We start from the raw sequence: 18,609 nt of genomic DNA on the forward strand, positions 1-18,609 counted from the left end.
ATTACTCGTTTTATGGGCTTATTCATAGATGAACAATAAATTATTACCTCCTCCTTTTCCGCATAATGGAATTATATTTCTTGAAATGGAAATTTTATTAAATTATAAATTTTAAAATGGTATAATGTCAATATATTAAGAATTATCTGAAATCAACCCCTTGAAGAATGGTGGTATATACATGCAAACAATTGATAGGGCTATGAATGTAGTTAACATGCTGGTATCTAAATCATCAGAAAACGGTTTATCTATTACAGAACTCTCTCAAGAATGTGATCTTCCGATTGGTTCCATTCATCGTGTATTAAAAGCGATGAGTAAGCACGATTTAATTAAGCAGGATGAGCAATCTAAACGATACGGATTAGGAGATATTTGGATGGAATATGGTCTGAAAATGTATGACACTTTGGATTATATTAGTATAATAAGGACAGAATTAGAAAGGCTTATGCATAAAGTAGAGGAAAGCGTATTTCTTTACCGTCCGATGGGATTGGAATCCCTTATTATTGAACGGATTGATAGTGAAAGAAATCCTATTCGAGTCTATGATCAACTTGGTTCACGGATACCCTTTCATGTCGGTGCTGCCAATAAGGTGATGCTTGCCTACATGCCAGAAAAACAGGCAAAAAAAGTTATAGATACCCTTGTACCTGAAAAGGAAAAAATAGAGTTTTTAGAAGTTTTAAAGGATATGAATTCCAAAGGATATGGGATTAGTCACAGTGAAAGAACTGAAGGGACATCTTCCGTCGCTGCCCCAATTTTGAATTTTTTTGGAGAAGTATCAGGTGCCATAAGTATTGGTTTTGTAAGTTTTAATTTGACACCTGAAAGACTCAATATCCTCGTTAAAAATGTGATGGAAACGAGTCAATGCATGTCTGCAAAATTAGGATATAACGGGTCTGAACATACGAAGGCAATGAATCGTTCTTTCTAAATCATGGTATTTTATTTAAAAAAGTAAGTAATCGAGGGGTATAAAGAAAAAATACAAAAAAATTATTTCAGGCTACTTTATCTCTGTTTTCTTGAGACTGAAGTAGTCTAATTTCGTTGGTATGCTTTTTATTTCATTTTACCTGATTTTTTACTTCGCATCTCTCTAAAGTTACCCCTTTTATACTCACACTAAGTTGTCCTCTAACAACAGACCAACAGGATATATTTATAGTTTAAATCGTTTTCAGATTGTGAACTTTATGTCATCACTTTTTATTTTTTTCAATCACCATTCTTCATACTTCAAACATATAATACATACAAAGGAAAAACCGGGGGTATCAACATGCAAGACAATTTACATGGATCGCAAATGAATGAGGTTGAAAAGTTTGATGAATGGGTGAAAAAGTTTTTTCTGGACCCGGAAACAAGTGCGTTGGATCATCAACTATTTTCAATTGATATATACGAAAGTGAAGATGAGTATATGGTGGAAGCGGTTTTAGAAAATCATGATGTTAAAGATATTAAAGTATGCCTAAGTGATAATGAGCTATCGATCATCGTTGACGATACTCATAAACCCTTTCTTGAAAATAAAGCGGATACATTACCCACACAGAGGAAAATCCCCTTCCCCTTTTCAATTTGCTCACGTAGGATTACCGCGGAATTTTCAAATCCGTTATTGGTGATTCGCATCCATAAGTTTTCCCCCGGAAAAACAGCTGACGATATTAATATTGAGTAGTTTTCTTTCTTCATAATAAAAAGAATGGCTAAGGAAGCTGCCTGCTTCCTTAGCCATTCTTTTTTTATCTTGATTAGCCCGCAAAGTAAAATGAAGTTCGACTTCCTTTTTGTGTAGAAATGACTTGAAGCTGGGCATCGATTCGTTCCTTTAATTCTGGAACGTGAGAAATTATGCCAACCAATCTTCCGGTGCTCTGTATATCCATTAATGCTTCAATCGCATGGTCGAGTGATTCAGGGTCAAGCGTACCGAAACCTTCATCAATGAACATGGTCTCAAGTGATATGCCACCTGCATTCTGCTGGACAACATCAGCAAGCCCTAGAGCAAGTGCAAGCGACGCCTTAAAGCTTTCGCCTCCTGAAAGCGTTTTGACATGCCGTTCCTGGCCTGTATATTGATCATATACAGATAACTCAAGACCGCTTTGAATATTCCTTCGCGTTGGGTCCAGTTTTCGTAAAAGCTGATAACGACCGCTAGTCATCTTCAACAATCTTAGATTGGCTTCTTTTAGGATATCATCTAAAAAGGCCGCCAATACATACCGTTCAAAAGTAATACGGAAGGAGTTTTGACCTTTAGAAATCTCGGACAGATGACCAACGATACTGTATCTTTCATCTAGACTTTTCTGCTCTTCCCTTATTAGCTCCAGTTTTCGTTCAATTTCTTCGTTTATTTGCTTGTCAGCCAGTAATTCATTCTGATTTCTGCGCAACAATTCCAATTCACGATCTATGAATTCAAAAGTCTTTTTCAACCCTTCAAGGTCCGGTTTGACCACATCTTTTAATTTCATTTCCAAATCATGAAATAGACTTAGAACGCTTTGCCAACTTTGATTGTATTGCAGAACTTGACTCTCTATATATTCGAGAGCCGATTCTGACTTTTTGGCTGTTGTATATTCTTTATAATTGGCAAATCCTTGTTTGGTCATATCCGTAATCAACTTTTCCCGTTCCTCTGTTAATTCACGATTTAAGGCTTTTATATTTCCAGTTAGTGATTCTTTTTTCGCATTGATGCCCGACTCTTTTTCTTTAACCATTTGAAGATTCTTTTGTGCTTCTTCTAATGCAATTTGTAAACGTTTCTGCGTTTTGACGGCCGCTTGATATGCTGCAGTATATTCTTCCTCAGTCCTGATTCCTTCTGGCATAGAATCAGTTAATCCTTTAAGCTTTGTAGAATTTTCAATATACCTGGTTTTGACTTGATCTTCTACTTCTTCTAAAGATATTCTATTCGCTTTTAGGTGGACTGCTTTCTCTTTTAATTCAAGCAACCTTCTTTCCAATTCACTAAACGCGGCCTTCTTAAGCCTCAATATCCGTAACTTTTCTTGCAGCTCTTTTCCTTTTTGCTCGAACTGATTCAAGTAAGCATCAATTTGATCGAAAGAAAGCTGTGGCAAACCCTGTTGTAAGTCAGCCAATTTTTCTTGAGAGGACTCTATTAGTGCATTGAACTTAGATTCTGCTTGATAATATTCACTTTCAGCTAGACTTTTTTGTTGATCTGCAGACTTCAGATAGTTTTCCTGCTGTTTCAATTCCAGATCCGATGGCATCTCATCATGCATTTTGGCGGGTTTAGGATGACTCACCGATCCGCACACAGGACAATTTTCACCAGTGTGCAACATGGACGCTAGCATCCCTGCCTGACCAGCGCGCCACTTTTCATTAAGAGCCTCTAGTTTTTCCTTTTCCTGAAGCTGAATTTTAAGAAGCTCTTGGAACCGGTTATTCTTTTCATCTAACACCCGCTTTGTGCCCTGTGATTCTGAAAGAACATCTTGAAGCTTTTTCATTTCTGATAACAAATGCTGATTTTTTTCGACTTCTCTTTCCATATCACTATAAAGAAAAGCTGCATTTTCCGCTTCTGATTTTTCAAGACCAACTTTTTCTGCTTCCGCTTCAATTGAACTATGCTCTGATACATTTTTTTCACGAAGCTGCTTACTAGTCTGCCACTCTTTTTCATCTAAAAGAACTTGCGCTTTTAAACTCGCGTATGTCATCACAGCATCTTTTACCTGCTCAAGTTGATGCACATTTCGAACCGCCCGTTCCCTTTCGTCTTCCTTCAATAATTCCTGTTCATAGGAATCTTGTTTCTTAATCCGCTCAGCCATTAACTTCTCTTCCTGCTCACTTAATTTTTGGAGTTCTGTAGTTACATCTTGTACTTGTTTACCAATCCGCAAATAATATTGCTCTTGCTTTTCTAGAGAAGCCGCTTTGTGCGCCATTTTAATTTGTTCTTTTACTTCATCTATTTCAGGTTTTTTCGCTTCAAGGATCTCTTTTTCCTTTCTCAGTCTTTCTTTTTCAGTAAACCTATTTAACAAATCCACCGCTTTTGAAAGCTCTTGGTTAACTTGATCTCGAGCTTCTTGCTTTTCCTGTATTTGCTTGCTAACATACTGACTTCTTTCTGTTGCTGCCGAAATAACAGAATGTAAGAGCGGCAAAATCTGTTGTTCATTTGGCTCTTCTGCCTCCAAATGTTCCTGCAGTCCTTCATGATTACCCGGCTTGATTCCTTTCATTAATTCAATTCGCCGCTGTGCACTTCTTTCACTTTTCTTTTTAAGAATTGAAGCTTCTTCTTTTAATTTTTCTTCTATTCGTTTATAAAGTTCGGTATGAAATAATTTCTGAAGTATCTGTTCTTTATCCTTACTGTCGGATGTTAACAGTTTTCTGAATTCATTCTGAGGAATCATCAGAATTTGCCGAAACTGATTGGCATCAAGTCCAATAAGTAATTTGATTTTCTCTTCAACCTCGCGTACATTGGCACCTAGCAGTTTTTTTCCTTCTGGCAACAGCTCATATAATTCAGCTTTCGCACCAACTGTCGTCGTGCCATCGCCCGATTTCTTCTTTCGTTCCTGTTGTGGTGAACGAGTTACCAAATATGTTTTTCCACGCAGTGTAAATTGTAGCGAGACTTCCGTCAACATATCATCTTCGGCAAATTGACTTCGTAAATCTTGCCCACTTCGATCTTCACCACTTGCTTTTCCATATATCGCAAAGCTAATCCCGTCAAAAATCGTTGTTTTCCCTGCACCCGTCTTTCCAGAAATGACAAACATAGTTCTTTCTCCAAGGGTATTAAAATCAATAGTTTCTCTTCCGGCATATGGGCCGAATGCCTGCATCGTTAAAATATGAGGTCTCATTTTAAAGCCTCCTCTTTCTTCACAGCTTCAATTACCGAAACCATCAAATCTTGCTTTTGAGAATCAAAGTCTCGATCTGTCATCTCTTGGTAAAACGTTTCAAACAAATCCAATTCGGACTTTCGTTCATCCTTTACAGAAGAAAAGGATTTTTTTCTTCTCAGGTCAGCCAAATCCCATTTCCGCTCTAGGTGAAGTACGTTCGGGTAGACCTGACGTAAGCGATTAATCGGATCGATGAGTGATCCCTCATCATTTAGTGTTATTTTTAAATAGTCATCTATTTTTTGTGATTGATAAAAAGCAGGGTCAAGTAACTCTTCCATTGTGCCTGCCAGTTCCCTCATATCAAGCTTAGGCATCAAAGATCGATATCGCATATCGAAACTGCCATCTTCTTTCATCTCGACAATGGATAACGACTTATTTTGCTTTGCCTCAGAAAAAGAGTACTTCAATAGTGAGCCGGAGTAATATACCTTTGGATGGCGTATCGCATCTGGGCTATGTAAATGTCCAAGTGCCGTATAATTGAACGCATCAAATAAATCAGATGAAACACACCCAGAACCGCCTACTGACAAAACACGTTCTGAATCGCTCGTTTTACCACCTAATACAAAGGCATGTCCAACGAAAACATTTGGTTCATTCGGATTGAATGTTTCCGCAATAGTTCCAGTTATTCGTTTCATTGCTTCTTGATGAGAATGAATACTTTCATCTTCAAAAAGATGGCGAACGGTACCAGGTTCTGCATATGGGACACAATAAAAATTCACGCCCTTAATACGGACCGGTTCACATGTTTTTGTCAATTTCCCATGAATGTATAGCTGGCTATGACGATACCATGATGAACCGAATGACAGCCTCTCCGCCGAATCATGATTTCCCGATATCGCAACGATCGGTGTATTCATTTTCACATTAATGGTATAAAGAATTTCATCAAGAAGCTCTACCGCTTCCGTCGGTGGAACAGAACGATCATATAAATCACCGGCAATCACAACAGCATCCGGTTTCTCTTCTTCTACTATTTCAATAAATTGCAGGAGTGCATGTCTTTGATCTTCTGTCATATGTACCCCGTGAACAATTTTCCCTAAATGCCAATCAGCCGTATGGATAAATTTCATAGTTTCACTCCGTCCTCATTTTTACTTACTATTATTATATCAAAAATTGAAAGGATAGCATGGATTGGGTACAAACGTTCTAATTTTTACCATGATTTGAAGCACATCTTTTTTCAAACAAAAAAAAGGCACACTCTAAAGAGTCTACCTTCTCCTAATATCAGCTAAATAAATGTTCATATGGACTCATATTTACTTTTCGTTCAGCTAATTTTTTTTGTAAAAATTTATGATCACGTTTGGGCGTGGCAATGATATAGCCACGAATTACTAAATCTTCTGTAATATCTCCCGCTTTTTCCTTTAACGCCAATTCACCGATTTTACCAGCAATTTTATGTCGTGCAACATCACGAAAAAGTTCTGGTACAGGGCTCACTAAATCTTCAAGTAAATCCTTTTGCTGCTTTGACCATAAGTGCTTTGTTTGGTCCAAATAATATTCTTCCCAATCCATATCGGATTTTCCATCCTCTTTAGGAAACCTTTTTAAGAATTTCCGAAACATGAAAAAGCCACCGATGCTCATCAAAATTATTAATAGGGCTACCCAAAATAGAATAAACCATAAAAACCAGCCTCCAAGCAAAGAACCACCTCATATGTATAGAATAATTGTTACTATGTATTATAGACAGTAACCCATTTCTTTACAAGGCTGGCAATAGAATCATTCTTGTTCGTTTACTTCCAATAAGACCAGTGAAAAATCTCCCACAGCATTTTCTTCATAAAGATTCGTAACCGAAGTAGCATAGTTAAAAATCTCTCCGCGAAATTCCTCGTTTGACTGAGGGATCTTTATATCAAATACCATTTGATATAGAAGTGTTGTTATATCATGATATTCACTATTAGTTACCTCGAAATTAAAACTGACTTTTCTGAATTCTCTACCTTCAGAATCTTTTATAACTTCTGCATGAAAATCAGTAACATGCAGTGATACATCGTCCAAAATGACTTCATCTACCATCTTACTAAACATCTCCTTTATTTGTGATTAAAGTTATGTTATCACCTCAGGCGTCCCACGCCAACGATTCAGCCTTGAAAATATCAAAAAAAATGTGCACAGGAAAACCTGACATGTTTCTTTGAATTAATTTCCTTTTTCTGATCCATTGTACAAAAACAACACCCGACATAATGGCAGGTGTTGTTTTTTGTTATATTTAGTTTAATTAAAACTTACACCATATTACTTTCGCTTAAGTAAGCCGCTTTGACTTTTTTGTATTGGTATAGCATCGCTATTCGCCATGGAACAATCATCGCAAAAGCAAGAAGGAAAAACATTCCACTAAGCACGCCAACTTCAATTGTACTTCCCAGAATAAGCTTTGCAACAAGTCGTATCACCATTAGTCCAACTAAAATGAATATAAATGCTTTAGACCTCAGAATATAAATTTGTTCATTTCGAACTTCGAATTTGGATGTTTTAATTAAGAGGATAGAAAATACCATCCCTGCTACAAGAGCTTCTAGAAATTCGTATCTAGTGACCCTAAACATTGGGAAAAGAAACATCAAAGCACCCGTACTCATAAAGAGTGGGGGTAATATGATTTTTTTTTCATTCACTGGTTTTTTTGTTTCCTTCATTCGAAACATGAAAACACCCATAGCCATCACAATCGCTATACCTGTTGATATATATATCATCATTTTTATCATCCTTTTAGCTAAAATAGGTAAGTACCATGAAAAATTATATCACTTCAATTATTAAACAAAGTATATATTACCTAAATCAGATAAACAAGGAGAGTGTTTTAATCAAGCACCCTATTGATAGCATCTACTACTCGGCATTCGTCAAACGGCTTTACAATAAAGTCCTTTGCCCCTGCCTCAATAGCTTCGAAAACCATTTTTTGTTGTCCCATCGCTGAGCACATTATAACCTTTGCGTAAGGAAAATCTTTCTTAATTTCTTTAACCGCATCTAGCCCGCTCATGATTGGCATTGTTATATCCATTGTAACAAGATCGGGATTTAGTTTACGAAATAATTCTATTGCCTCTTTCCCGTTCTCACCTTCACCAATTACTTCATGTTCTGCTTTTGATAATATATTCGAAAGTGTCATTCTCATAAACTTAGCATCATCAACTACTAATATTCGGGCCATAGCCGTTCCTCCTCATTTCAAACAACAGAAAGCGAAATCTAATCGTATTGAAATGTAATGATAATTTTCAATAATAAGTATAGGATATCTGACTTAAGACCTAAAATCAAATGATTTAATGTGATAATTTAAGTAATTTTACACACAAACAGGTATAAAGAACCACCGACAGAATATCCTATTAAAATATTTTTAAAAATTAACTTATCCATGGACTAAAACCCAGTAAATCCCCCGAATAGTCTAGATAGGACTGCAATAATTTTGGTCATCCAATTAAAAAATAAAATCACGCCCATTAGAATCATTAAATATCCGCCAATTTTCATAATATATTGGCTGTATGTTTTAATCCATTTCAATTTTCCGACAAAGAAGGATAAAATGAAAAATGGTATGGCAAATCCTAATATATAAGCAGTCATATAGCTCATGGCCGCGCCTGGGTTGGTTGCACCTAAAGTGATGACAGCACCCAAAAGAGGACCTGCACACGGCGTCCATCCAGCAGCAAAAGCAAGACCAATCAAAATCGAACCAATATATCCGCTAGGACGGTTTTTAAACTCGAAACGGCTATCTTTCATTAAGGACTTTGGTTGAAAGACCCCCACAATAAATAACCCAAAAATGATAATTAAAATGGCACCAATTTGACGAATTAATTCCTTGTAATTTGAGAAGAAAGAACCTAGATATGTAGTGCTAAACCCTATTGCAATAAAAACCAAAGAAAAACCTAGTAGAAAGAACAAAGTATGCAACATGCTCCTTCTTTGGAGCATGGCGTTCTCTGATTTAATCTCACCAACACTCATACCAGTGATATAAGATAAAAAAGCTGGGTATAGCGGTAAACAGCACGGAGATATAAAACTCAAAAAACCGGCTCCAAAAGCTAAGAAAATATTAATATCATTCAATAACCCTCACTCCTATGTAAGTACCTATAAACATTGTAACAAATAAGATAAAAAAATACATTTTTGGAACTGTGAATATTTCATGACAAACTCAAAACCAAATTACAAAAATTAGGTTAAACTGTTGTTTATTACCATTAAGGTAACTTATTTGAATTCATTAGACCAACCCTATATAATTGTTATATTCATACAAAATTTACAACTAGCTCATAAAAGGATACCTTAAGAATAGTTGGGTACAGGAAGGATATATAAATGGCGAAAAAAAATGAGTTTCTCGAACAGATTGAATTAAAGAGAAATGAGCTTATCAATATTGTCGCTAAAGACGGCTTAAACTCTAAGGTTGCGATAGAATATAGCCAGCAGCTTGATCAATTATTAAATAAGTATAATGAGCTCTTTTATAAAACTGGTATAGACTTTTAATTATCCCATTAATTTCTTACCAGTTTATCTCCTATTAATAATACTTCTTTCATTATATGCTTTTTGCTAGCAGTCATTCTCCCCCTCTTTTATGTGTTCCCCTTCCAATTTCCACTTAGTAAATAATCACTTAAGTAACATTTTCTATAACCATTATCATAAAAAAATAGGCAACCGTCTTTGTAAGCTAAGGCCTATTTTTTGTTTCATTATAAGATATTACATACTTTCATGTTTCTATATCGAAATGGAAGTCAATTCGAGGATTGCCACAACAAGAATAACTGAGGATCCAGCTAAGATAGATGAATCTTCGGGTACAGGAATCATGAAACAATTGTTGTTTTCCCCTAATTTCTCTTTCCAAGAAGTAATTTGCTCATTTTAATAAAAAAAATTGAACTCCATATACTATGTCGTAAATACATGTACAGGAGGGCATTATTTTGAGAACTTTATTTTTGGCTTTTTCAGTTTTCATGCTTTTTTACTTTTACGACTGTAATTACATTCAAGCTACAACCGCTAGTCGGGAAGTTTACGAAAAAACAGGAAATGTTATTTGGGAAGGGAATACCCAGGAGAAAATCGTTGCAATAACCTTTGATGATGGCCCTCATCCTTCATACACCCCTCAAATCCTTGATATACTGGCCAAATATAATGCTAGAGCAACGTTTTTTGTTTCTGGTAATAAAGTGAAAAGTTATCCCGATATTTTAGAGAGAGAAGTAAAAGAAGGTCATGAAATTGCTAATCACACTTATAATCATATTTATGACAAAAATATGAGTGCTGTTTTATTATCCTCTGAATTAGATCAAACAGATAAAGTGATTTGGGAAATTGCCAAATATAAACCTTCTCTATATCGTCCTGTAGGAGGCTATCATAACGATTTAATCATTAATACAGCTGTTAACAAAGGGTTTAAAGTTGTTCTTTGGTCCTGGAGTCAAGACCCACAAGACTGGAAAAGGCCATGCAGCTAATAAAATTTCGAATCATATTATTAAATCCTTACGAGCGAGGTGACATCATTCTCTTGCATGATTGGACCGATCGTCCCCAAACTGTAAAAGCACTAGAAACAACTTTGGATTATTTATATAAAAATGGCTATGAATGTGTAACGGTATCTGACTTGCTATTTCGCTCAAATAATAGCTCACCCGGTTTATTTAGGACTTTCCCTATTGAATAAGATCCTTCCGAATATGTGGAGCAGGTCGATTACCAGAAGATATTGAAAAAGGTCATTTTGATTGCAGTGGATTCATATATGCCATGCTCAGACCGAATGGTATCATGTTGGCGATAGAAATTACAGACACACTCGTAAAACAAGGTAAACGAGTACCAGAAAAGGGCTTACAAGTTGGTGATCTAAATTTTCTTTTATTCTTATAAGAAGTTCTAATCAAACACCTTGGCTTGTGCTAATTAACCGTCTGAATTACTTCGATACTGTTGATAACGCTTTTTGTTTCTCTAGTGCTTTTCATTCTTTTCACATTCCATAAAATACGCTAGGATTCTCTAACGATGTATGCCTATGATGATGCACCCCTGTTCCCCTGGTGAAGATGGTATCGCTTTTAAGAACTAATGATTCAGCAGTTCCTCACAATTCTCATCTAATTCTTAATTTAGACTATATCTTCCTTTTCATGATGTTATTATAGTACCCCTGCTAAAGAAAGATCTAGAATACATTATATTATTGGGAGCATTCAATATTTCCATCAATTTTTCACTAGAACTGAAAATGATTGACAAAGTCTCCCCTCTATCTACTATCTACTATCCTTTATTCTTTTTCATCGTTCCTGAACAATTTTTCCTACAAGCTGTTTCGAGGCTTTGGAACAACTAGTTTATGGTTTTATTTAATAATGACTAGTTAACGAATACAGCAAAAAAAGTGTGATAAAAGATTTTTCTAAATAGCCCCCTTGAGTTTAGTAAATAATATTATCGCGCTAAAATTATGTTTGACAAAAAGATAATAAACTATTATCTTTAATTAAAGATAATTTAATTCGAGATAATGTCCAAAGATTCGTTATTTATTAATGTAAATATTTTTTTCATATATATCTCGAATCAAAGATATCTAAAAATATTTCCAGGAGGAATTAAATATGATTGGAATAGGTTTATTAGTTATACGGGTAATAATTGGTTTATCGTTTGTAGGACACGGTGCACAAAAACTATTTGGCTGGTTTGGAGGTTATGGTTTAAAGGGCACCGGCGGCTGGTTTGATTCAATTGGTATGAAGCCGGGAGTTACAATGGCTCTATTTGCTGGTCTATCAGAGCTTATTGGCGGTGCTTTATTTGCTTTAGGTCTTTTTACACCGCTCGCAGGTATTTTAATTGCCCTTACAATGCTGGTTGCTATCGTTAAAGTTCACGGAGCAAATGGCTACTGGTCAACTCAAAATGGCTATGAATATAATCTTGCCATCCTTGCCGTTGCGATTGGTGTAGCGATTACAGGAGCTGGCCAATACTCACTTGATGCCCTATTATTTTAGCTTCTGTTAAAGTTTTAAGTAAATGTAAAGGTAAGATAACGAGAAAAGTAATTATCAACAAGATACTGTCAACAGAAAAGCCTTACCGATAAAGTGTTTCCTAATAAGTACAGTTATTAGATGGAAAAATAAAAGAGCATCGTATATTCGATGCTCTTTTTAACTAGTTAAATTGTATATAGTTTAAGAGTCATTTTGTTACCGTAAATGGTCACAAAGTATAAGCGAGATTAAAAGAGACCGAAACACTAATGATCTTTTGAAGTAGTAGCTTTCACTTCTTCCCTTTAATATTCGATAATCTAATAAAAACACCAAGACCCGCAAAGAAAAAGCCTAAACATAATAGGCTTCCTGGACTGCCCCATACTATTTCGTGTATCATATTGTTCCTCTTTTCTATATGAATATTTTACCATATTACTATAACATTCACATTAAAATCAAGTCAATATATTCCAATAAAGCACCCTTTAAATTGAAGTTCTTGACAAACTCATTAGGGAGTGCGGGAGAAACAGAGTCTGTATTCACTGATGTATCAGAACAGAAACACAAAGACGGCTACACCTGCACCCATTGTCAATCCACTAATGTCATTCGCTTCGGTAAATATCAGGTAAAAACTACAATCAATACCATTGAACGTCAAAGATACCGCTGCAAAGAGTGCGGTAAAACATTCACAGATATGACGAACACTCCTCTTCAAAGAACTCATATGCCTAGTAAATGGCTTCAGTTCATCGAATGTATGATTGAAGGGTATTCTTCGGAAATCAGCTAAACTCATTGGTGCTCATTATGTGACGCTTTTTTATTGGAGGCATAAAATTCTAACTGCATTGAAACAGATGGATTTTGAACTTTTCGAAGGCATAGTAGAAATGGATGAAACCTATTTCCTCTATTCAGAGAAAGGAAAACGGAATATCCAAGGTCGAAAACCAAGGTTACGCGGTGGTAGTTCGGAGTTTAGAGGAATAAGTAAGGACCAAGTATGCGTTCCAGAGACCGCCAAAAGAGAACGTTTTCCAAAACAATAGGAAAAGGGCGTATTATAAAAAAGAGTTTGGACGAAGCGTTAGGTTCCAAGCTATCAATACAAAATGTTCTATGCACGGATGTTTGGTGGGCGTTATGACTTATGCCAAAGAAAAAGGAATTGAGCATCATCGCTTTAAAGCAAATGGTAGGGAGCGAGTTAAAGGGATTTATCACATCCAGAATGTAAATAGTTATCACAGCCGTTTAAAGAGCTGGATGGAGCGTTTTAATGGTGTAGCGACTAAATATCTAGACCATTATTTGAGCTGGTTCCAATTCTTAGACACCATCAAACATATAAAAGATAACTTTACGATAACCAAAATGGTTTTAGACAGTTGTTCTTTCTCAGTTAACACAACTTATGATAAACTAAGATTATCAGAATTTTCCAAATAACAGAACGTTCATTGTTCCGTTAAAGGGCCAGTTTAATTGAACAAGGAATTGGCATGACACCTTAATTAGTGAGCTATCTACAACACGCCGCAAATGAATTTTGACCAAAGGGATTATCTATTAAAGGGATTAAAGTGGAGGGAATAGAAAATGGATGTAAAGACACTTTTGTTACAACAATGGGCAAGCTGCTTAGATGAAGAAGACTGGTTTCCACCACTTGAAAAAGTGCTAGAGGATATTACTTTTGAACAGGCAATTTGGAAACCGGTTGAGGGGGCAATGAATTCCATTTGGGAATTAGTTTGTCATTTACTTTTCTATAAAAAGAGACTTCTGATGCGATTTCTTGGTGAAACAGCGAATGAACCCCAGGCAGAAGATAATGAATCTACATTTCGATTACCAACTGAGACGTTTCAAAATTGGAAGGAAACAAAACAAGAATACTTTTATGTTCATCGTGAACTTGAAAAAATACTAGCAAAATCAGAACATGAAGATATGTATAGACAGATCCCTGGAGAAAGATCATTAGTGCTTGAACTGAAGAGTTTAGCATTGCACGACGCATATCATATTGGGCAAATTGTATTCCTAAGTAAAATGCAAGGAGCTTGGGCAGGGAAACGCAGTTTTTAAAAAAGCTTCATTAGCTTTACAGTTATTCCATTATAGGGGGCTTTAATGGAATAAGAACGGGAACGTCCAAATCGGACGTTCCCATATTTTATACCTGAAAAACAATACTACTTAACAAAGCCTTTCTTTTAAATGATTGTAATAAGCTTCATTTGTTTCAACTTTCGTTCCTGGTTTGAATGGCTGCATCCCGTCATCTCCTCCTCTTCATTTATTTTGTTTAGTGATTACAAACAGATCATTCATTGATTATGTAATACACTCTATGGCCTTTTTGTATTTAACCATTATTCTTTTTCTCGAACGTGTACTATGTATCACAATCTTTTCAATAAATTCTAGAAAAGTGTCATTCGCTAACTGTACTATTGGACTACCCTCGACTTCCTCGCTTAATGGATCAATAATGTTGCAAACCAATTCGTTTAGATACGACATTACGCTTGTTACCTGAAGCAGAAAAAATAACCAATTGTTATATTGCTTTTTTTGTACATTATATTAACAATTATGATTAAGAGGGTTTGCAAAGATATATATAACAATGAATACCTTTTTCCATTAAAGAAGTTGAACGATTAAGAGTATAGAAATTGTAAGGATATAGGAATTAAGCAGCGAATCCATAATGCATTGAACTTCTAGGCTATGCACTATTCATTCTTTACAATAAGAAAACGGAGTGGGGGAATAACCCGCTCCCTGTTTTTGCTTCTAATTATTTTTATTTATATTATTTATATCCCTGAATGATAGATGGCAGTTTGGTGCATCTTAGCCATTAAACTTACTTATTTTGTAATAAAAAATCAAATCAAATGCTAATTTGACTTCTTATATTTTTCTTCCAAAGCTGCAACTAAATTTGATATTAAATTTCTCTATATTTCTTTATAATTCCTTGTCTCCTTTGACTTTCTTCTCATCACCTGTCTTTTTTAATCCTATAGTTTTCATTATTTTATTCATTCCATCTAATAAGTTATAAAGAACTAAGTGGACTATCACAGATGGCAGTAAAAAGCAGAACCTTCTGAACCAGCTTTTATTTTTTACAAAACGTTTACTTATTTTCATAAAAGAATAAATTTATAATTGATATCCTTTATTATGTTATAAAAATTTAATGAGGTGAATGTTTTATGAGAATGAAAAAAGCATTTATTGGTTTATCGCTCTTATGTATGATTGCTCCTGGTTTTGCTAATTCGGCAGCTGCCTCAAATTCTGTTGCTGAAAAAGATCGAAGTAATATCGTGGCAGATTGGAAATTTTCGAAACAACATGTGAAAAGCGGTTCAATCGATAAAGGCAATTTAATTATTGAAGATGCAAGTAAACAAGGAAATGATTTAGAGTTAGTAACGATTGGAGATCAAGCCTCGCCAGAATTAAACAATATGATTAAATGGTCTGAAGAAGATTATCATAATCAAGAAAAAGTTGATAGCTTGCAATTCGCTAATTACAAAAATGCCCCTTCAGGAAGATATTTCAAAACAATAAAGGAAGCACCTATTAATAAGGAGCAATTTGAAAAAGGATTTACAATCGAGGCTGTAATTAAATTACCATATAATTTTGAAGACCGTTTACATAGCTGGATGGGAATTTTAACAAGACAAGGGCAGGCTGCTGATCTTAATAAAGTGGAAGGCGAGAAAGAAATCCTTACTACATTATCTATATCTAGTGATAAAGAAATTCAATGGACAAGTCATCCCTCTAATCTAAACTATAACGTGGGAAACTGGTCTCGTTCTTTAAATGCTGATGAATGGTATCATTTGGCGGTTGTTAATGACGGTAAAACGACCACTTTAACTGTAAATGGCATTAGTGATTATGGAAAGTCAGAAAAGGTAGTAGGCATTGCAGCTGTAGAAGGTAAAGGCTGGAATATCGGGGCATCTGAGTGGGGAAATGAATTAGATGCACTATTTGCAGGTAACATCCAAGAAATACGAATTGCTAATGAGGCTTTGACTGAAAAAGAATGGCTTGTTCAAGGTGCTCGAGACGATGAACCATTCAAAGGAACAAATGATAGAATTCCATTTCTAACAAACAAAAATAATTATAATTTTCTTTTTGTCCCAGATACGCAAAAATATTCTAGCCAGAATCCAGAGATATTTAATAGCCAAATGAATTGGATTGCAAAAAACACTAAGAAGAACAATATTGTAATGAACACATTTGTTGGAGACATTGTCGATAGTAATTCAAAAGTGCAATGGCAGAATTCCCTCAGAGCCATTTCCTATATAGATAAAAAAGAAATTCCTTATATGATGGCTGCAGGGAATCATGACTATGCTGACGGAGATCCATTCTTAACATATTATGGACCGCAACGTTTTGCTAATAAAAAATACTATAAGGGCTCTTCTGATTCGGGATATGGCTCTTATGCAATTGTTAAAGCAGGAAGCTATGAATACTTAGTCTTAATAGTTGATATGAAAAATCTTCAAAAAGACTTGCAATGGTCAAAAGATGTTTTAAATCAACATAAAGATAAACCGACTATTATCGTTTCTCATGATGTTATTTATCCTGAGGTTGAAAATAATAAAACTGTTGCCGTTGAGTCGTCTAACGGCCGACTGATCTGGGATGAACTTATAAGGGATTACAACCAAGTGTTTATGACGGTGAATGGACATTATTTTGGGATAGCACACCAAGTCAAACAAAACGCAGCGGGGAACGATGTCATTCAAATGCTAGTCAATTATCAAGCAAATTACCGAGGAGGAAATGGCTGGCTGAGACTTGTAGAATTCGATGAAAAGAAAAACAAAATGTTTTTCCGTACTTACTCGCCTTTTGTAGATGAAATGCCAAAGAAAGAAAAAACCTATATCGATTATAAATATTTAACAGATGAAAACAATCTATTTGAATTAGATTTCCATTTTAAAGAGAGATTTAATTTCAATTAATCAAATATGAGGATAACTCATAAGAACTAACTTCCCTAAGTAATCATATAGCCTATATTTATTTCCTGCCGCTATAACAGCCTGAGGAGATTGTTTGTTTTGAGTTATCCTTATTTTTATATTAATTCTAATTTTTTGTCCACACTATACTTTTTGGCACAATTTCAATAATGTATTGGGGATAATTTCTGTATAAAAAATCCATACGCTCATCTGGGTTTCCGCTAAACAAAAAGGCTGTCGAGTATTTACGACAGCCTTTTTGTTTAGCTATATGAATTGGTAACTCGGTATACCACTATGCTTTATTCAACACCTGGAAACCATCCTGGAGAATTGATAATCACTTGCCATAATGGATCTGGAATATCCAGTTGCTGCTGATTATTCTTGTTTATTTTAGTAACAATTTCTGTTTCTCTGCCTTGCTCCACTTTTTGAACCCAGTCAGGATCAATAATGAGTTCACGGGCTAATGCGATTAAAGGAACCCCTGTTTCAAGAGCTTTGATTGCATCATCTGCTGTATAGATGGAACCAACACCTATGACAGGAACTCGATCCCCTACACGATCTTTTATGATTTCTATTCGAGGACGGTTAGCCTCGGCTCCTCGTCTAGCTGTTGACCAGAAATCCATTAATGAAACATGAAGATAATCAAGATCTTTTTTTGCCAGGGCATCTATTAATACCAGTGTATCATCCATAGTGATTCCAGGTGTTTCTGGCTCCTCTGGTGAAAAGCGATATCCTACAATGAACGGCTCTTTGGCATGTTTAGCAACTGCCTTTTTCACTTCATCTACAACTGCTATTGGAAAAGTTAGACGTTTTTCTAGACTTCCACCCCACATGTCTTCTCGACGGTTAGAATGCGGTGAAAAGAATTGCTGAAGTAAGTATCCATTAGCGCCATGAATTTCGACACCATCAAAACCTGCTTCAATAGCACGTCGAGTGGTTTCTCCAAAATCAGTAATAATCGATTTAATTTCTGTTTCAGAAAGTGGACGTGGAACAGGTTTACCATCGCCTTGTGAAGGAATATTACTGGCACTTACAACATCGCCATTTGGTACTAATTCAGGTGGAACCTCGCGGCCGCCATGGAAAATTTGTAAAATTGCTTTTGCCCCTTTCGCTTTAATCGCTGACGCTAAGCGTCGTAAGCTCGGAAGCAAATCATCCCGATCACCGCCAAATTCACCATGAAATCCTTTACCATTTGCCGTGACATAGGTACATGCTGTAATAACCATACCCACGCCGCTTGACCTGCGTTCATAATAGTTAATTTCGGCATCGGTAACTGTACCGTCAGGATTCGAAGAGAAGTTTGTCATTGGTGCCATAACCAATCGATTCTTTAAATGTACCTCTTTTCCTAAATTAAACGATTCAAATAATGGTGTAAATTTAGAATTCATTAGTTGTATTCCTCCATTTTAATTATGTTATCTCACCATGTGACAGGTGTTG

16 protein-coding genes and 2 pseudogenes are annotated in these 18,609 nt (G+C 35.6%); 9 read left to right on the forward strand and 9 right to left on the reverse strand.

Features of this window, described 5'->3' with window-relative positions; genetic code table 11:
• Nucleotides 1-181 precede the first annotated feature (181 nt).
• Nucleotides 182-952 carry an IclR family transcriptional regulator gene (locus tag JFV29_RS03030; RefSeq protein WP_201181175.1) on the forward strand — a complete coding sequence of 257 codons (771 nt, stop codon included), beginning with the start codon at nt 182-184 and terminating at the stop codon, nt 950-952.
• 348 nt (nt 953-1,300) lie between these two features.
• Entirely contained in the window at nt 1,301-1,708 is a 408-nt protein-coding gene (locus JFV29_RS03035; protein WP_201181177.1) for an Hsp20/alpha crystallin family protein, read from the forward strand.
• A 73-nt stretch (nt 1,709-1,781) separates the two neighbouring features.
• On the opposite strand, the gene JFV29_RS03040 is transcribed toward JFV29_RS03035, so the two are convergent.
• The 7 genes from JFV29_RS03040 to JFV29_RS03070 all read right to left on the reverse strand — a co-directional run bounded on the left by JFV29_RS03040 (nt 1,782) and on the right by JFV29_RS03070 (nt 9,116).
• On the reverse strand, nt 1,782-4,913 hold the full coding sequence (locus tag JFV29_RS03040; RefSeq protein ID WP_201181179.1) for an AAA family ATPase: 3,132 nt from the start codon (nt 4,911-4,913) through the stop codon (nt 1,782-1,784).
• Nucleotides 4,910-6,055 (reverse strand): exonuclease SbcCD subunit D, encoded by a 1,146-nt coding sequence (locus JFV29_RS03045; RefSeq protein ID WP_201181181.1) that lies wholly within the window; start codon nt 6,053-6,055, stop codon nt 4,910-4,912. The genes JFV29_RS03040 and JFV29_RS03045 overlap by 4 nt, the downstream gene beginning before the upstream one ends.
• A 160-nt stretch (nt 6,056-6,215) precedes the next feature.
• A complete protein-coding gene (locus JFV29_RS03050) occupies nt 6,216-6,644 on the reverse strand; it encodes a DUF2621 domain-containing protein (RefSeq protein WP_053345530.1) in 429 nt (142 codons plus the stop codon).
• A gap of 81 nt (nt 6,645-6,725) precedes the next feature.
• Entirely contained in the window at nt 6,726-7,043 is a 318-nt protein-coding gene (locus tag JFV29_RS03055; RefSeq protein ID WP_242486782.1) for a DUF3219 family protein, read from the reverse strand.
• Nucleotides 7,044-7,246: 203 nt separating this feature from the next.
• Nucleotides 7,247-7,726, reverse strand: a complete 480-nt coding sequence (locus JFV29_RS03060; protein WP_223305315.1) for a CcdC family protein — start codon at nt 7,724-7,726, stop codon at nt 7,247-7,249.
• Nucleotides 7,727-7,833: 107 nt separating this feature from the next.
• A complete protein-coding gene (locus tag JFV29_RS03065; protein WP_201181183.1) occupies nt 7,834-8,193 on the reverse strand; it encodes a response regulator in 360 nt (119 codons plus the stop codon).
• A 215-nt stretch (nt 8,194-8,408) separates the two neighbouring features.
• The gene (locus tag JFV29_RS03070; RefSeq protein ID WP_053345525.1) at nt 8,409-9,116 is read right to left on the reverse strand and encodes a cytochrome c biogenesis protein CcdA; all 708 of its coding nucleotides are present in this window, start codon (nt 9,114-9,116) and stop codon (nt 8,409-8,411) included.
• Between the two features lie 258 nt (nt 9,117-9,374).
• Between JFV29_RS03070 and JFV29_RS03075 the strand changes: the two genes are divergently transcribed.
• The 6 genes and pseudogenes from JFV29_RS03075 to JFV29_RS03100 all read left to right on the forward strand — a co-directional run bounded on the left by JFV29_RS03075 (nt 9,375) and on the right by JFV29_RS03100 (nt 14,179).
• A complete protein-coding gene (locus JFV29_RS03075; protein WP_082527497.1) occupies nt 9,375-9,548 on the forward strand; it encodes an aspartyl-phosphate phosphatase Spo0E family protein in 174 nt (57 codons plus the stop codon).
• Nucleotides 9,549-10,027: 479 nt separating this feature from the next.
• Nucleotides 10,028-10,752, forward strand: a pseudogene (locus JFV29_RS03080) (polysaccharide deacetylase family protein).
• A 41-nt stretch (nt 10,753-10,793) separates the two neighbouring features.
• Nucleotides 10,794-10,958, forward strand: coding sequence for an NlpC/P60 family protein (locus JFV29_RS31555; protein WP_446728233.1), 165 nt, complete (start codon nt 10,794-10,796; stop codon nt 10,956-10,958).
• A gap of 734 nt (nt 10,959-11,692) precedes the next feature.
• Nucleotides 11,693-12,091 (forward strand): DoxX family protein, encoded by a 399-nt coding sequence (locus JFV29_RS03090; protein ID WP_201181186.1) that lies wholly within the window; start codon nt 11,693-11,695, stop codon nt 12,089-12,091.
• A 403-nt stretch (nt 12,092-12,494) separates the two neighbouring features.
• Nucleotides 12,495-13,537: pseudogene (locus JFV29_RS03095) on the forward strand (IS1595 family transposase).
• 150 nt (nt 13,538-13,687) lie between these two features.
• A complete protein-coding gene (locus tag JFV29_RS03100) occupies nt 13,688-14,179 on the forward strand; it encodes a DinB family protein (RefSeq protein WP_201181188.1) in 492 nt (163 codons plus the stop codon).
• An 891-nt stretch (nt 14,180-15,070) separates the two neighbouring features.
• On the opposite strand, the gene JFV29_RS03105 is transcribed toward JFV29_RS03100, so the two are convergent.
• Nucleotides 15,071-15,256 (reverse strand): hypothetical protein, encoded by a 186-nt coding sequence (locus tag JFV29_RS03105; RefSeq protein ID WP_201181190.1) that lies wholly within the window; start codon nt 15,254-15,256, stop codon nt 15,071-15,073.
• 71 nt (nt 15,257-15,327) lie between these two features.
• Here JFV29_RS03105 and JFV29_RS03110 point away from each other — a divergent pair, with 71 nt between their 5' ends.
• Entirely contained in the window at nt 15,328-17,127 is a 1,800-nt protein-coding gene (locus JFV29_RS03110; RefSeq protein WP_242486783.1) for a LamG-like jellyroll fold domain-containing protein, read from the forward strand.
• A gap of 305 nt (nt 17,128-17,432) precedes the next feature.
• On the opposite strand, the gene JFV29_RS03115 is transcribed toward JFV29_RS03110, so the two are convergent.
• Nucleotides 17,433-18,557 (reverse strand): NADH-dependent flavin oxidoreductase, encoded by a 1,125-nt coding sequence (locus JFV29_RS03115; protein ID WP_201181192.1) that lies wholly within the window; start codon nt 18,555-18,557, stop codon nt 17,433-17,435.
• Nucleotides 18,558-18,609: the final 52 nt, after the last annotated feature.

The sequence above is a fragment of the Peribacillus sp. TH16 genome, from assembly GCF_016651095.1.
In the GTDB taxonomy this organism is placed as follows: Bacteria; Bacillota; Bacilli; order Bacillales; family DSM-1321; genus Peribacillus; species Peribacillus butanolivorans.

Coding starts and splice junctions, on each gene's coding strand:
- JFV29_RS03030 (WP_201181175.1), top strand. CDS start 182: ATGCAAACAATTGATAGGGCTATGAATGTAGTTAACATGCTGGTATCT.
- JFV29_RS03035 (WP_201181177.1), top strand. CDS start 1,301: ATGCAAGACAATTTACATGGATCGCAAATGAATGAGGTTGAAAAGTTT.
- JFV29_RS03040 (WP_201181179.1), bottom strand. CDS start 4,913: ATGAGACCTCATATTTTAACGATGCAGGCATTCGGCCCATATGCCGGA.
- JFV29_RS03045 (WP_201181181.1), bottom strand. CDS start 6,055: ATGAAATTTATCCATACGGCTGATTGGCATTTAGGGAAAATTGTTCAC.
- JFV29_RS03055 (WP_242486782.1), bottom strand. CDS start 7,043: ATGTTTAGTAAGATGGTAGATGAAGTCATTTTGGACGATGTATCACTG.
- JFV29_RS03060 (WP_223305315.1), bottom strand. CDS start 7,726: ATGATGATATATATATCAACAGGTATAGCGATTGTGATGGCTATGGGT.
- JFV29_RS03065 (WP_201181183.1), bottom strand. CDS start 8,193: ATGGCCCGAATATTAGTAGTTGATGATGCTAAGTTTATGAGAATGACA.
- JFV29_RS03075 (WP_082527497.1), top strand. CDS start 9,375: ATGGCGAAAAAAAATGAGTTTCTCGAACAGATTGAATTAAAGAGAAAT.
- JFV29_RS03090 (WP_201181186.1), top strand. CDS start 11,693: ATGATTGGAATAGGTTTATTAGTTATACGGGTAATAATTGGTTTATCG.
- JFV29_RS03100 (WP_201181188.1), top strand. CDS start 13,688: ATGGATGTAAAGACACTTTTGTTACAACAATGGGCAAGCTGCTTAGAT.
- JFV29_RS03105 (WP_201181190.1), bottom strand. CDS start 15,256: ATGAAAATAAGTAAACGTTTTGTAAAAAATAAAAGCTGGTTCAGAAGG.
- JFV29_RS03110 (WP_242486783.1), top strand. CDS start 15,328: ATGAAAAAAGCATTTATTGGTTTATCGCTCTTATGTATGATTGCTCCT.
- JFV29_RS03115 (WP_201181192.1), bottom strand. CDS start 18,557: ATGAATTCTAAATTTACACCATTATTTGAATCGTTTAATTTAGGAAAA.